Below are 13,329 nucleotides of genomic sequence, written 5' to 3' on the forward strand. Positions count from 1 at the left end.
GATGCGGTTTCAATGAAATCGGTGAAAAACAGGCAACACCCCGGCGCGCATTCGGGGTCAAAACGAAAGGGGGCCGCGCGTGCGGCCCCTGTCCATGATCAGTTCATGGTGATGTATTTGACCTTGGGCTGGTCTTCGGGGTCAACCTCGATCCCGACACCTTCGCCCATGCCCCAGTTCAGGACCTGGTGGTGCAGCGGAATATAGAGCTGCTCGTCCTGCACCACGCGCCAGATGGCGGCGATGTCTGCATTACGGGCCTCCAGATCGGTGTTTGAGGCCAGCGATTTGATCTTGGCATCCAGATCATCATTGTCGAACCCGGTGCCGTTCCATGTGCCGATGTCGCTTTCACGACCGTGGACCAGGAAGTTGAAGATGTATTCCGAGTCGTATGTCGGCACACCCCAACCCAGCATGTAGAAGTCGGTTTGCCCGTCGGTGATCAGCGGGAAGTGCTGTGCCTTGGGCTTGGCATCAAGGTTCACGGTGATGCCGATCTGACCCAGCATACCCACAGCCGCCTGACAGATCGCTTCATCGTTGATGTAGCGGTCGTTCGGGCAGTCCAGACGGATGGAGAAGCCGCTGTCATAGCCAGCCTCTGCCAGCAGGGCCTTGGCGCCGTCGATGTCGGTCGAGGATTCGCCGTCCATCGCCTCGGTCCAGCCGTTGACGAAGGGCGGTGCGATCATGCCCGCGGGCTGGGATTGGCCGCGCATCACGACCTGACGGATCGCATCACGGTTCATCGCCATCGACATCGCCTTGCGCACGCGCACATCGGCCAGCGGGTTGGCGCCGTCGACATTGTCCGCTTCGATGTCATCCGCACCCTGGTTCATGCCAAAGAAGATCACGCGGTTCTGCGGGGCCTGCTTGACCACCAGACCGTCAGCGGCATTCACGCGCTCAAGGTCCTGAACCGGCATGTCCTGAAGGAAGTTGATCTCGCCCGACAGCATGGCTGCGACGCGGGTCGCGGCGTTCTGGATGGGGGTGTAGACGATCTCGGTCACTTCCATCGGGAACTGGTCGATGCCCCAGTAGTTGTCGTTGCGGGTCATGACGGTTTTCACGTCAGGCTCGCGGCTTTGCAGGATGTAGGGGCCGGTGCCGTTGGCGTTCGTGGTGGCGTATGTGATCTCGCCCCCTTCAAAGTCCTGCACGTTGACGGTGTTGTTCGCCTCGGTCCAGTCCTTGTCCATGATGAACAGGTTTGTGAGGTTCGAGGGCAGGATCGGGTTCGGACCATCTGTGACCATTTCGATCGTGTAGTCATCGACTGCGCGCACTTCGGTGATCGAGCCGATCAGCTCTTTCATATCCGAATTAGTCGATTGGGCGCGGGTGAAGCTGAACACCACGTCCTCGGCTGTAAAGGCTGCGCCATCGTGGAAGGTGACGCCTTCGCGCAGTTTGAAGACCCAGACATTCGGATCATCTGCCTTGGGTGCCCATTCGGTGGCAAGTGCAGGTTCAAACGCGCCTGTTGTGTCGCGGATGATCAGAGGCTCGTACATCTGGTGGCGGATCGTGTGCGACGGCCCTTCGTTCTGCGAATGCGGGTCGAGGGTAAGCGCGTCGCCTGCGCGGGCCCATTTCAGCGTTTCGGCGCTGACCAGTGCTGTGCTGGACAGCAGAAGGGCCGCGGACAGGAATGATGTAACTCTCATGGAAGTCTCCCCATATTGCTTTTCTACCGCCGAGTGTTGGTTACTCCGAGGGGATTGGCAAGCAGGTAGCTCACGTTCGGCCACGCATAAATCTTCGGTCGAAGCCGAAATCATCACCTGATCTGACGGATCAGAAAAATTGTTCGCGTGATGTTTGGTCAGAGACCGCGGATTGCGAGCTGTTGGCAGCTTATCTGCCCATCACAGTCGATGCGAGGTTCCAGTGTCAGAGGTTCAGGCGTGTTGTTGCCTTGGTCCGATCCATTGCGACAAAGGTGTGAAATTTCCGAATGTTATCATTCGGAAAGAACAAACGCTGGGTCAGGTCCTCGTACTCGGACATGTCACCCACGATGACGATCAAGACAAAATCGACGACCCCCGTAACGTAGTAGCATTGCTGAACCTCGGGCGCGTCAAGGAAAGAGCGTTTTATGTCGTCAATGCGCCCGGCGGTCTCTGATCTCAGTTCGACCTCGACGACAATGGTGAGCGGCAGGCCCACTTTCTTTGGATCAATCTGGGCGGTTTGTGCAGCGATGATGCCCGCCTTCTCCATGCGCTTTATGCGTCTTTGTACTGAGGCGGTGGAGAGGTTGACCGCTTCGCCGATTTTTCGATGCGGTTGCGTGCAATCGTGCTGCAAAAGTCGGAGAATCGCCAGGTCAAACGCATCCGGCGCTTTTGATGAATTTTCGACGCTCATGCTGCAGTCATGCAAAATTTGCTTATTCAAAGCCAGTACAAAGAGGGCATTAGTCACCTTCAGCGGGTTAAATTTGCGCAAATGCAAAACAGGAGCCCCACATGTTCGCTTTACCTGAAACCCTGACAGCCGGATTTCACGCTTCGGAACCGCGTTTCGGACCCGTGATCCAAGACACTCTGCCGCGCGCAGGTTTTGATCGCGCCGAGGCCGAGATCACCACATGGTCTGGCTATCACCAAACACCACTGACTGATTTGCCTGGATATGCACGAAGTCTGGGCCTTGGCGCGATCCACTACAAAGACGAAGGACAGCGTTTCGGCTTGGGCAGCTTCAAGGCCTTGGGGGGCGCGTATGCCGTTTTGCGCGTCATTCAGCGAACAATATCCGGGCGCGAAGGGCGGACCGTGGGGGTTAATGAAATCCTGAACGGAGACTATGCCCAGCAGATATCAAACATGACCATGACATCTGCAACCGACGGAAATCATGGCCGGTCTGTCGCCTGGGGTGCGCAAAGGCTTGGGGCAAAATGCAGGATCTATATCCATTCAGGTGTCAGTCCGTTTCGTGCGAACGCGCTGCGCGCGTTGGGGGCGGACGTTATTCGGATTGATGGCGACTATGATGCGACGGTGGCCCAAACACGCGTCGATGCCGAAGAACATGGCTGGATGATCGTTTCTGACACCTCTTGGCCGGGTTACACGCAGCCTCCTGTTGATGTCATGGCGGGTTACGGTGTGATGGCGCGCGAGATTTTACGCGAACTGGCAGAACCGCCGACCCACGTGTTCCTACAAGGCGGTGTCGGTGGACTGGCCGCAGCGGTGATCGCCGTTTTCCACCAAGAGTGGGGAGCGAATGCGCCGCGCAGCATCATTGTTGAACCGGACCTTGCGCCGTGTCTGTTTGCCAGTTCCAAAGCAAACGCGATGACTCCTGTCAAAATCCAGGAGGAATCCTTGATGGCCGGACTGTCATGCGGTGAGCCATCGCAGCTCGCCTGGGCCATCCTTTCGCAGACTGTACATGGTTTCATGACGATACCCGAACATCTCGTTGCGCCCACCGTGCGCTTGCTGTCGCAAGGCTGCAATGGAGATCCGGGCATCGAAGCGGGTGAGAGCGCAGTGGCTGGTCTGATCGGATTGTCATGCGGGGCTTTGGATCGGCACCTGCGCAACGCACTCAGGCTGGATACGCAATCGAGGGTTCTGGTCATTGGCTCTGAGGGCATTACCGATCCAGAGGTGTTCAGCGCGATAATGTCTGGGGAAATCTGATCGATACTGTTGGTTTGGTCATGTCGTGTCACAGGTGTGACAGGGTTTCGTGACGCCATTTCCGGTGGCAGCTTTGCCTTGAAATGCTGCCATCGGTCAGTGACGTGACGCACGTGAAGTCATCTGGAGTATCGTATTTCGCTGCGGTGCTTTGAGCGCGCAATCCAGTCAAAATACCGGTTGCGCAAGTCAGAGGCGATCTCACCTGCCGCGCCATTCGAAAAACTCCGGTCGTCCACCCGCGCAACAGGAATGACGCCGCCGCCCGACGAGGACAGAAACACCTCGTCCGCCTCCAGAAACTCCTCGAGCGGCAGGGGCCGGGTTTCGATTTGCAGTCCGGCTTCAACGCACATCTCAAGCACCGTGCGCCGCGTGATCCCGTGCAGCACGCCGTGGTCGGAGGTTACGACGCGGTCGCCGAAGAGGGCAAAGACGTTGAAGCCCGGCCCTTCGGTCACGTTCCCGTCGTGGTCCAGCAGGAGCGTTGTTTCAAACCCATGCTCTTTGGCCTCGAACAGGCCCGAAGTGAAGTCGCCCCAATGGTAGTTCTTGACCCGCGGGTTCACGCTGTCTGCCGGGATGCGGCGGACGGATTTGGCGATCCAGACCGATGTGCCTTGCTCTGCCGCCTCTGGCTTGACGATGTGCACATAGGGCACGCACCAGGCGTAGAAATGGTTGGTGCAGTCGCGGGGGTCACGGCTGCCCGGCACCGGGTTGCGTCCGCGCGCTGCCACCATGGCGACATAGGCGTCTTGCAGGCCGCTGGCGGCGACCATGCGGTTGAGCGCATCACATATCGCTGCGTGGTCCATGCCGACGTTGTACCGGCCAGCCGTGAGCGACGCGATGAAGCGGTCAACATAGTCGTGCAGGCGAAAGAATGCACCGCGCCAAACCGGAACCACGTCATAAGCGATGTCGGAATGGGTCAGGCCCCAATCGGTGACGGGAATGGCCGCGTCCGAGATGGGGATGATGTTGCCAGCCATCCAGGCGGCACCTTGGGAGAGATCTATCATGCGCTCACGCTACTGAACCCGCTGCCCGTTGCAAAGGCAGGGTGGGCGGCAGTGCATCCCAACGCGTTGGGATGCAGGGCGGGTGTCAGGCGGCCTGTTGTTCTGTTGCCGTTGCCACGGCGGACAGCAGGGCCTCGGCCACAGCGTCGAGCGTGTCCTTGGTCAAGTGCACGGGCAGGCGCACGTCACAGGCGCGCATGAGCATGGTGCGGGTTTTCGGCAATTCCGGCAGGTTCGGGATGAACTGCCAGTTCCAGAAGGCGCGGGCGTTGTCCGTACTGGCCCCGAACACCTGCACCTTGACCCCGGCCTGGGCCGCGGCGGCGACAAAGCTGTCGACTTGCGCGTCACTCATGTCGATCAGGTTGAACTGGATGGAGTCCGGGGCACGTACTTCGCCATGCAACGGGCTGGGGACATGGATATGCGGGCTTTGATCCAACAGCGCGGCGACATGATCGTGGTTGCGCCGCCCGTCTTCGACCCTCCGGGCGAGGTGAGGCAGTTGCGGGCGGATCACGGCGGCACTCAGGTTTGACATGCGCAGGTTGTAGAGCGGCCACTTGTTCTGGTGCTTGGCAAAGGCGTCCTGCAGGACCGGGTGTTTCTTCCAGTTATGTTCGTATGCGCCTGACATGATGATGGCGCGGGCCACCAGATCGGCGTCGTCGGTGATCATGATCCCGCCTTCGCCCGCGTTGACCATCTTGTAGGATTGGAACGAGAAGCAGCCGATGGTCCCGATGGTCCCGATCTTGCGCCCGTTCCAGAGGGTGCCGAGCGAGTGGGCCGCATCCTCGATCACCGGGATCCCGGCGGCGGTGCACAGCGTCATGATGGCGTCCATATCGGACGTGTGGCCGCGCATGTGGCTGATGATGACGGCCTGTACGCTTGGTAGTTTGTCCACGAAATCGTCGATGTTGACGCGGTAATTGTCATCGACCTCGCACAGGACCGGCAGGCAGTCGGCATGCAGAACGGATGAGGGCACGGCGGCAAAGGTGAAGCCCGGGATCAGGACGCGGGCGTCGCGCGGCAGGTTAAGCGCCTTGAGCGACAGGAAAAGCGCGGCAGAACAGGACGACACGGCGAGGGCAAACTTGCTGCCCATCAATTCTGCGAATTCGGCTTCGAGAAGCGAGACAGGCGCGCCTTCGGTGGCGGTATAGCGGAAGAGATCGCCAGAGCTCAGCAGGCGGTCGATCTCTTGTCTAGCGGCGGCGGGGATGGGTTCGGCACTGTGCATGTCGGGGAGAGACATATTCAGAATCCTTATGATCGGTTTTCGTTTTTGTAAATCCGATAGGCGCAAAAGGAAACGGTTTTGTGACGTCTGGGCTGAATTAAGCCTGCCGTTAGAGGCCAAGGCGGTCGCGCAGGGCGTACCAGGTCATGGCGAGAACCAGGAGCGGGTTGCGCAGTTTTGCCCCACCCGGGAACGGTGTTGTTGGAATGGCGGCCATGGTGTCGAACCCATCAGGCTGCCCTTGGATCGCGTGCGCCATCAGCATGCCAGCATGTGTCGCTGTGCCGACGCCGTGCCCTGAATAGCCAGAGGCGCTCAGCATGTTGGGCGCCAGTCGGGCCACGTAGGGCAGCCGCTGCATCGTGATGGCAAGTGTGCCGCCCCATGCATAGTCGATCTGAACATCTGCAAGGTGCGGAAAGATTTGCGTCATCGGCTTGCGCACCTTTGCCGCGATGTCGCGGGGAAAGCGGTAGCCATAGCTTTCGCCACCGCCAAACAGCAGGCGGTTGTCGTGGCTGAGCCGGAAGTAGTTCACCACGAAGCGGCTGTCTGACACGGCGATGTCCTGTGTCAGCACGCTGGCGGGGTCGTCCAGCGGCGCGGTTGCGGCGACGAAGTTATTGATGGGCATGACGCGCGCTGCGACCGGGGCGTTTAGCCCGCCCAGATAGCCGTTGCAGGCGAGGATCACGTGATCTGCGGTGACAGAGCCTGTGTCGGTCCTAAGCGTGACCTGCGCACCATTTGTGATGCCGGTGACGGTGCTTCCTTCGTGAATTGTTGCCCCAGCAGTCTCTGCTGCATCAGCGAGCCCAAGTGCAAAGCGCAGAGGATGCAGGTGGCCGGACTTGTGATCAATGACACCACCGCGATAGGCCGGTGACGGGCAGATGGCGTGGAAAGCGTCCCGCTCCAGCACGTCAATGCGGTGGTCATAGTGCTTATCCATGTGTTCTGCATAAGCGTGCAGGTCCGCCACATCGCTGTCATCTTCCGCTGTCCAGGCGATGCCGGGGCGGTAGAAGCAATCGATGCGATGCGTGTCGATCAGCTGGCGAACGAGGTCTGTCGCCTCAAGCCCCAAGTCCCACAGACGTCGGGCATCCTCGGGTCCGACTATCTTCTCAAGATAGGGCTGCTCGACCCGTTGGCCGGTGCCGAGCTGCCCGCCGTTGCGACCTGAGGCTCCGAAGCCCGCGCGATGCGCTTCCAGCACAACAACCTTTCGCCCGGCTTGCGCCAGATGCAGCGCAGCGGACAGGCCTGTGTATCCCGCCCCGACAATACAAACATCGGCCCGCACGTCCCCCTGCAGCGGCGCGCGAACGGGGGGAATGTCAGAGGTCGCGGCATACCAACTATCGGGATAGCTCCCCGGTTGATCATTGGCGGTCAGAAGGTCCATCTTCCCTGTTTCCCAAAAATCCTCCCCGAAGGGCCGGGTTGCCAGTTAGACGTTCAACAGCAAATGCTCGCGCTCCCACGGGGAAATCACTTGCAGGAATTCGTCATATTCGGCGCGTTTCACAATCGAATAGACGCGGGCGAACTCTTCGCCCAATACCTTGTGCAGCTCTGTCGCTTCGTCAAATAGATCAAGGGCGGAACCTAGCACGCGTGGGATATCTCCGTCGCCTTCGTAGGCGTCGCCGCGGAACTGCGCCGACGGGCGTTGTTCTTGCACAAGTCCCAGGTATCCACAGGCCAGCGATGCTGCGATGCCTAGATACGGGTTGCAGTCCATGCCCGCGATCCGGTTTTCAACGCGGCGCGCTTGTGGTTCGGACAAGGGGATGCGGATGCCCGTTGTGCGGTTGTCACGGCCCCAGGCCAGATTGATGGGGGCGGCGTGATCCTTCACGTAGCGGCGATAGCTGTTGACGAACGGGGCCATGACCGCAAGCGCTGCAGGCAGGTGGTTCTGCAGGCCCGCTATGAAGTGGAAGAACGCATCTGTGTCGCCGTCTTGTGGTCCCACGAAAATGTTCTGGCCGGTTTCCATGTCGATGATCGAATGGTGGATGTGCATCGCACTTCCGGGTTCATTCGCGATGGGTTTGGCCATGAAGGTGGCGAAACAGTCGTGGCGCAGCGCCGCTTCGCGGATCAGGCGCTTGAAGTAGAACACCTCGTCCGCGAGTTTGACGGGATCGCCATGGCGCAGGTTGATCTCAAGTTGGCCTGCGCCGCCTTCCTGCGTAATGCCGTCAATCTCGAACCCCTGCGCCTCGGCAAAGTCATAGATGTCGTCGATCACGGGGCCAAATTCGTCCACGGCGGTCATGGAATACGCTTGTCGTGCAGCCGCCGGACGGCCGGACCGGCCCGTCATGGGTTTGATTTCCTGCGCGGGGTCCAGATTGCGCGCGATCAGGAAGAACTCCATCTCGGGGGCCACAACCGGTTTCCACCCCTTGTCGTTGTAAAGCCGCACAACCCGTTTCAGCACGTTGCGTGGGCTGAACGGGACAGGCTGGTCCTTGCGGTCATAGGCGTCATGGATCACCTGAAGCGTCCAGTCGCCGGTCCAGGGCGCCGCCGTTGCGGTCGACATGTCGGGCTTTAGGATCATGTCCTTTTCGATGAACCCGTCTTCATCCGCGGCCTCACCCCAATCGCCCGTGATGGTTTGGTAGAAGATACTGTCGGGCAGGTGGAAGTAGTCCTGCCTTGCGAATTTCGAGGCTGGCACCGCCTTGCCCCGCGCGATGCCGGGCAGGTCAGCGATGATGCATTCGACCTCGTCCAGTCGTTTGTCGTCGAGGTAGACACGCGCCGCGTCCGGCAGCTTGGATATCCAGTCGTCAGACATGTGTCAGCGCCCCCTGCTTGAGAAAGGCAGCCATTTCATCGGCGACCTTTTGACTGTGTATGGGGGCGTCCAGTTGCGCGCGGGCAGTGTCCAGCAGCCGGTCAGGCACAACGCCGGGACCCCGGTGCGTGGCCAGTGCATCCACCATGTCAGCGCCAAATTCGGGGTGGGGCTGTATCGTCCAGATGCGTTTGCCATAGACCAGCGCCGCGTTCTCGCAAAAATCGTTCGAGGCGATGACCTCGGCCCCTTCCGGAACGTCGACGACCTGATCCTGATGCCATGCGTTCACGGCAAGGGTTTCGCCTTTGTAGTCGTATTCACGTCGCCCGACCGACCAGCCGCCGTCGAATTTCACGACCTTGCCGCCCATGGCCTGCGCGATGATCTGGTGGCCGAAGCAGATGCCAACCATCGGACGGCTTGCTGCGTGGATGCCACGGATAAGATCCTCAAGCGGCGGGATGAAGGGGTGATCCTCGTAGGCACCGTGTTTGGAGCCTGTGATCAACCAGCCGTCGCATACCTCCGGGCCGTCTGGGAATTTCATGTCGACCACGTCGAAGGTTTCGAACTCAAAGCCGTGCCCGTCCAGCAGGCGGGCGAACATGGTGTCATAGTCACCAAGCGTTCCCAACACTTCGTCGGGTGCGTGACCGGTTTGCAGAATGCCGATTTTCATGGATCACCTGAGGGTTACGGGCCGAAGATAGTGCGCCGCCTAGACGGAGTCGAGGTAGATTTCCGTCTGCTCGTCCAGCGTGAGTTCGGCCATGTAGCGGGCTTCCTGCCGCTTGGTCATGTTCATGTTGCGGATCAGCTCTGCGTCGAAGATGCGCGCGATATGCGGGCTGTCGGCAAAGGCGACCATGGCGTCTTCCCACGTGCCGGGAACCTGCTCCAGTTCCTGTGCGTAGGCGTTCCCGGTGATCGGCGCAGGCGGGTCCTGTGCGTCCTCCATACCGTTCAGAGCAGCGCCAAGGACGGCAGCAATCGAAAGATACGGGTTCACATCACCCCCGGCCACCCGATGTTCGATCCGTCGGGCCGCTGAGGGGCCAGATGGGATGCGGATGGCTGCCGTGCGGTTTTCATAGGCCCATGCGATGCCGGTGGGTGCATGGGCATCCGGCACCAACCGGGCATAGGAATTGGCATGGGGCGCAAAGATCAGCATTGAGCCCGGCATGGCGGCAAGGCACCCCTGCACAGCATGGCGCAAGGTGTCTGTGCCCGCCTCGGTCCCGTCGTCAAAGATGTTCTTGCCATCCTTGTCCAGCACCGAGAAATGCATGTGCAACCCGTTGCCTGCATAGTCCGGATAGGGTTTCGCCATGAAGGACGCGGCAAAGCCGTGTTTGCGCGCCAGCCCCTTGACTAGCATCTTGAACAACCACGAGTCATCCGCTGCCTTCAACGCATCGGCCTGATGCATCAGGTTGATTTCGAACTGGCCGAGACCGCTTTCGGAAATGGCTGTGTCGGCGGGGATGTCCATCGCTTCGCAGGCGTCATAGAGCTCGGTAAAGAAGTCGTCGAAAGCATCGAGCGTGCGCATGGATAGGATTTCGCCGGCGACGCGCCGCTTGCCGGATCGCGGGGACGGAGGCACGCGCAGACGGCTGCCGGTGTCATCGATCAGAAAGAACTCCAACTCGACCGCAACAACCGGGGTCAGCCCTTTGGCAGCGAACCGATTTTGAACGGCAGCCAGTGCATGGCGTGGGTCGCCCATGAAGGGACGGCCATCTTCGTGAAACATCCAGATCGGCAGTAACCCCGTGGGCGTGTTCAACCATGGCATGGGGACAAAGCCGCGCTCGGTCGGGCGCAGTACGCCATCCCGGTCGCCGGTTTCCATCACAAGGGGGCTATCCTCAATATCTTCGCCCCAAATATCAAGGTTGAGCACTGACATGGGGAAGCGCGTGCCGCTGTCGGTGATCTTGTCGGCAAAGCGTACCGGCATACGCTTGCCGCGCGCCACGCCGTTCAGATCCGCGGCCGCCACGCGGATAGCACGGATTTCGGGATTGTCGACAAGCCAATCGTGCATGTGTTCACCGGATCAGGTTCATGCGCAGCTTCATCTTCTGGCGCGTGCTTGCAGGCAAGTGCCGGTTCAGGCGGCGGTTGACCAGACCAAACACACCGATGATCGCAAGCGAGCAGAGGATGAAATAGAATGCGAGGATCGGGTAGGGCACGAACGGGTTGAATGTCTTGTCCGCGAAGTAGTTTGCATAGTAAAGCGCGTCGCCGCGTTGCTGCCAGGCCGGGAAGCTTGAGAAGAACACAAGAGCCGTTGCGTGGAAGAGAAAGATCGCCTCGTTTGTATAGGCGGGCCAGGCCAGTCGCAGCATGGTGGGCCAGATCACCCGCCGGAACCGGGACCAACCGGACAAGCCGTAGGCGTCTGCCGCCTCTACATCCCCCTTGGGGATCGAGCGCAGGGCGCCATAGAAAATCTCCCCCGAATAGGCGGCCGTGTTCAGGAACAGGACAATCAGCGCCCCCAGCCATGCGGCTGTGAACGGATCAAAGAAGTCGTTTGTGCGTTTAAGGTTCAGGAACAGGAAGTAGGCAAAGAAGAACTGGATAAAGAGCGGTGAGCCCCGGAAGATGAAGATGAACCACTGCGCTGGTTTTCGGTAGATCGCGCGGGCCGACATCTTGCCCACGGCCAGCAGCGTAGCGAGGAAGAAACCGCTGACCAGGGCTATAACTCCGAAATAGACATTCCAGATCATGCCGGAGCCGATGAGCGTGAAATGCTCGCAAATGGTGAAGTCTGACCGCGGTAAGAGCCGTTCGCCAAACCCGATCGAACGGAAGGCATAGGCCTGGATTGTTTCCCAACAGCTCATGCGGCGACCTCTTTGCGCTGTTGTTCACCGCCGGTTGTGGCCTGTCCGTGAGTCAGCCGTTGCATGAGCCGTTCGAGCAGGATTTCGGACACACGGGTCATCATCAGATAAAACACCAGCAGACCAAGAAAATACCACATGCGCCAATCCCCATGTGGATACGCGGAAAAGCGCGATGTTTTGGTGCCGCCTAACTCGCGGGCCCAATAGACGATATCCTCAATCCCAAGCAGGAACAGCAGCGGCGTGGCCTTGATCAGCACCATCCACAGGTTTGACAGGCCGGGCAGGGCATAGACCCACATCTGCGGGACAAGCACGCGCCAGAAGGTCTGGCGGCGGCTCATACCGTAGGCTTCGGCGGTTTCCAATTGTGCCCTGGGAACAGCGCGCATGCCACCGAAGAGCACATTTGCTGCAAAGGCACCGAAGACGATGGCAAACGTGATGACGGCCAGTAGGAAGCCGTAGGTTTCGTGCACCCATTCCGCCGCGTTTCCCAGCGGCAGTTTCGCCTGCGCGCATACAAGGAATTCGCTGCCTTGCCGGACAGGTTGTGTCCAGTCTGGGCAGATTGCGCGGTGGCGCACATATTCGAACATCTGATCGAGAGCGATCACGAAGAACAGAAAAAAGGCAATGTCGGGCACGCCGCGGACGATGGCGATGTAGCTTTTGCCCAACAGGCTTACCGGAAGAAAGCTGGAGCGCGCCGCCATTGCACCCAAAAAGCCGACCCCCAAGGCCACAGGGCCGGTGACGGCGAGCAGAGCGAGCACCTTGATGAAGGATGCATAGAAGGACATGTGGACGCCCGTCGTCAGATAGCAGGAAAACCATCTGACCGTGTCCAGCGTATCGGGATCAGCGCAGTAGGAGAACATCTTGGGCCTCGCGCGGCGACCAGCCTCGAAGGCGATGCCGCGTGTAGGGGCAGGCGCGGTCGGTGCCGCACCTGCCGGGACCGTATCAGTAGGTTATGACTTCGTCGCCGAACCATTTGATCAGCAGTTCGTTCAACGTGCCGTCCTCTTTCATGGAGGTGATGGCTGCGTCGAACTTGCCGCGCAGTTCCGCGTCGCTTTCGCGCAGTCCCATGCCGACACCGCCGCCGAGCGGTACGGGCTCACCAACGAACAGCAGGTCGCCGCCGGATTCCTCGACCATCGGCACAAGGAAATCACGGTCGGCAAAGACGGCATCCGCTTCGCCATTGCGCACGGCTGCGATTGTCTCTTCCGGTGTGGCGAATTCGACCAGGGTCGCGCCGCTCTCTGCGATGTAACCAGCCTGGATCGTTGCGGTTTGTGCAGCGACCACGCCGCCTTCCAGATCGGCGTCTTCCGACGCGGCGACGTAGGCGGAGGCGGTTGGCGGATAGTAGTCTTGTGTGAAGTCGATCACTTCGTCACGCTCGGCCGTGATGCTCATGCCGGCGATGATTGTGTCGTAGTTGCCCGAAACGAGGTTGGGGATGATCGAATCCCAGTCGTTCTTGACCCATTCGCAGGTTAATTCGGCGCGCAGGCACAGCTCATCGCCCACTTCGCGCTCGAACCCGTCAATTTCGCCCGCGTCATTGATGAAGTTGTAGGGCGCGTAGGCGCCTTCGGTGCCCATGCGCACGACACTGTGGCCATCGGCCATGGCAAAGGTGGCTGTCATCGCAACTGCGACGGTCGAAAGAAGGATGGATTTCATG

The 13,329-nt window shown here is 59.9% G+C and carries 12 protein-coding genes; 1 reads left to right on the forward strand and 11 read right to left on the reverse strand.

Annotation, left to right across the window (positions count from 1 at the left end; all coding sequences use genetic code 11):
• Nucleotides 1-98: 98 nt before the first annotated feature.
• Both IE087_RS11640 and IE087_RS11645 read right to left on the reverse strand, forming a co-directional pair.
• Nucleotides 99-1,676: an ABC transporter substrate-binding protein gene (locus IE087_RS11640; protein WP_189369521.1), complete on the reverse strand. Its 1,578-nt coding sequence runs from the start codon at nt 1,674-1,676 to the stop codon at nt 99-101.
• Nucleotides 1,677-1,902: 226 nt separating this feature from the next.
• Nucleotides 1,903-2,382, reverse strand: coding sequence for an Lrp/AsnC family transcriptional regulator (locus tag IE087_RS11645; RefSeq protein WP_189369522.1), 480 nt, complete (start codon nt 2,380-2,382; stop codon nt 1,903-1,905).
• 101 nt (nt 2,383-2,483) lie between these two features.
• Between IE087_RS11645 and IE087_RS11650 the strand changes: the two genes are divergently transcribed.
• Nucleotides 2,484-3,671: a diaminopropionate ammonia-lyase gene (locus IE087_RS11650; RefSeq protein WP_189369523.1), complete on the forward strand. Its 1,188-nt coding sequence runs from the start codon at nt 2,484-2,486 to the stop codon at nt 3,669-3,671.
• A 119-nt stretch (nt 3,672-3,790) separates the two neighbouring features.
• Here the strand turns inward: IE087_RS11650 and IE087_RS11655 are convergent, their stop codons facing one another.
• The 9 genes from IE087_RS11655 to IE087_RS11695 all read right to left on the reverse strand — a co-directional run bounded on the left by IE087_RS11655 (nt 3,791) and on the right by IE087_RS11695 (nt 13,328).
• Complete coding sequence (locus tag IE087_RS11655) at nt 3,791-4,696, reverse strand: aminotransferase class IV (protein ID WP_189369524.1); 906 nt, start codon at nt 4,694-4,696, stop codon at nt 3,791-3,793.
• Nucleotides 4,697-4,781: 85 nt separating this feature from the next.
• Nucleotides 4,782-5,960, reverse strand: a complete 1,179-nt coding sequence (locus IE087_RS11660; RefSeq protein ID WP_189369525.1) for a DegT/DnrJ/EryC1/StrS family aminotransferase — start codon at nt 5,958-5,960, stop codon at nt 4,782-4,784.
• Between the two features lie 94 nt (nt 5,961-6,054).
• Nucleotides 6,055-7,353 (reverse strand): NAD(P)/FAD-dependent oxidoreductase, encoded by a 1,299-nt coding sequence (locus IE087_RS11665; protein ID WP_189369526.1) that lies wholly within the window; start codon nt 7,351-7,353, stop codon nt 6,055-6,057.
• Nucleotides 7,354-7,398: 45 nt separating this feature from the next.
• Nucleotides 7,399-8,760, reverse strand: a complete 1,362-nt coding sequence (locus IE087_RS11670; protein WP_189369527.1) for a glutamine synthetase family protein — start codon at nt 8,758-8,760, stop codon at nt 7,399-7,401.
• Entirely contained in the window at nt 8,753-9,442 is a 690-nt protein-coding gene (locus IE087_RS11675) for a type 1 glutamine amidotransferase (RefSeq protein ID WP_189369528.1), read from the reverse strand. The genes IE087_RS11670 and IE087_RS11675 overlap by 8 nt, the downstream gene beginning before the upstream one ends.
• Nucleotides 9,443-9,481: 39 nt before the next feature.
• Nucleotides 9,482-10,816: a glutamine synthetase family protein gene (locus tag IE087_RS11680; protein ID WP_189369529.1), complete on the reverse strand. Its 1,335-nt coding sequence runs from the start codon at nt 10,814-10,816 to the stop codon at nt 9,482-9,484.
• Nucleotides 10,817-10,820: 4 nt separating this feature from the next.
• Nucleotides 10,821-11,627 (reverse strand): ABC transporter permease, encoded by an 807-nt coding sequence (locus IE087_RS11685; RefSeq protein WP_189369530.1) that lies wholly within the window; start codon nt 11,625-11,627, stop codon nt 10,821-10,823.
• Nucleotides 11,624-12,511, reverse strand: coding sequence for an ABC transporter permease (locus tag IE087_RS11690; RefSeq protein WP_189369531.1), 888 nt, complete (start codon nt 12,509-12,511; stop codon nt 11,624-11,626). Before IE087_RS11690 ends, IE087_RS11685 begins: the two co-directional genes overlap by 4 nt.
• An 85-nt stretch (nt 12,512-12,596) precedes the next feature.
• A complete protein-coding gene (locus IE087_RS11695) occupies nt 12,597-13,328 on the reverse strand; it encodes a transporter substrate-binding domain-containing protein (RefSeq protein WP_189369532.1) in 732 nt (243 codons plus the stop codon).
• Nucleotide 13,329 lies beyond the last annotated feature (1 nt).

Source organism: Tateyamaria omphalii (assembly GCF_014651375.1).
Lineage (GTDB): Bacteria > Pseudomonadota > Alphaproteobacteria > Rhodobacterales > Rhodobacteraceae > Tateyamaria > Tateyamaria omphalii.

Bases quoted from the DNA above. Each gene is read 5' to 3' on its own strand.
- IE087_RS11645 (WP_189369522.1), bottom strand. From the start codon at position 2,382: ATGAGCGTCGAAAATTCATCAAAAGCGCCGGATGCGTTTGACCTGGCG.
- IE087_RS11690 (WP_189369531.1), bottom strand. From the start codon at position 12,511: ATGTTCTCCTACTGCGCTGATCCCGATACGCTGGACACGGTCAGATGG.
- IE087_RS11650 (WP_189369523.1), top strand. From the start codon at position 2,484: ATGTTCGCTTTACCTGAAACCCTGACAGCCGGATTTCACGCTTCGGAA.
- IE087_RS11695 (WP_189369532.1), bottom strand. From the start codon at position 13,328: ATGAAATCCATCCTTCTTTCGACCGTCGCAGTTGCGATGACAGCCACC.
- IE087_RS11660 (WP_189369525.1), bottom strand. From the start codon at position 5,960: ATGTCTCTCCCCGACATGCACAGTGCCGAACCCATCCCCGCCGCCGCT.
- IE087_RS11680 (WP_189369529.1), bottom strand. From the start codon at position 10,816: ATGCACGATTGGCTTGTCGACAATCCCGAAATCCGTGCTATCCGCGTG.
- IE087_RS11670 (WP_189369527.1), bottom strand. From the start codon at position 8,760: ATGTCTGACGACTGGATATCCAAGCTGCCGGACGCGGCGCGTGTCTAC.
- IE087_RS11655 (WP_189369524.1), bottom strand. From the start codon at position 4,696: ATGATAGATCTCTCCCAAGGTGCCGCCTGGATGGCTGGCAACATCATC.
- IE087_RS11685 (WP_189369530.1), bottom strand. From the start codon at position 11,627: ATGAGCTGTTGGGAAACAATCCAGGCCTATGCCTTCCGTTCGATCGGG.
- IE087_RS11675 (WP_189369528.1), bottom strand. From the start codon at position 9,442: ATGAAAATCGGCATTCTGCAAACCGGTCACGCACCCGACGAAGTGTTG.
- IE087_RS11640 (WP_189369521.1), bottom strand. From the start codon at position 1,676: ATGAGAGTTACATCATTCCTGTCCGCGGCCCTTCTGCTGTCCAGCACA.
- IE087_RS11665 (WP_189369526.1), bottom strand. From the start codon at position 7,353: ATGGACCTTCTGACCGCCAATGATCAACCGGGGAGCTATCCCGATAGT.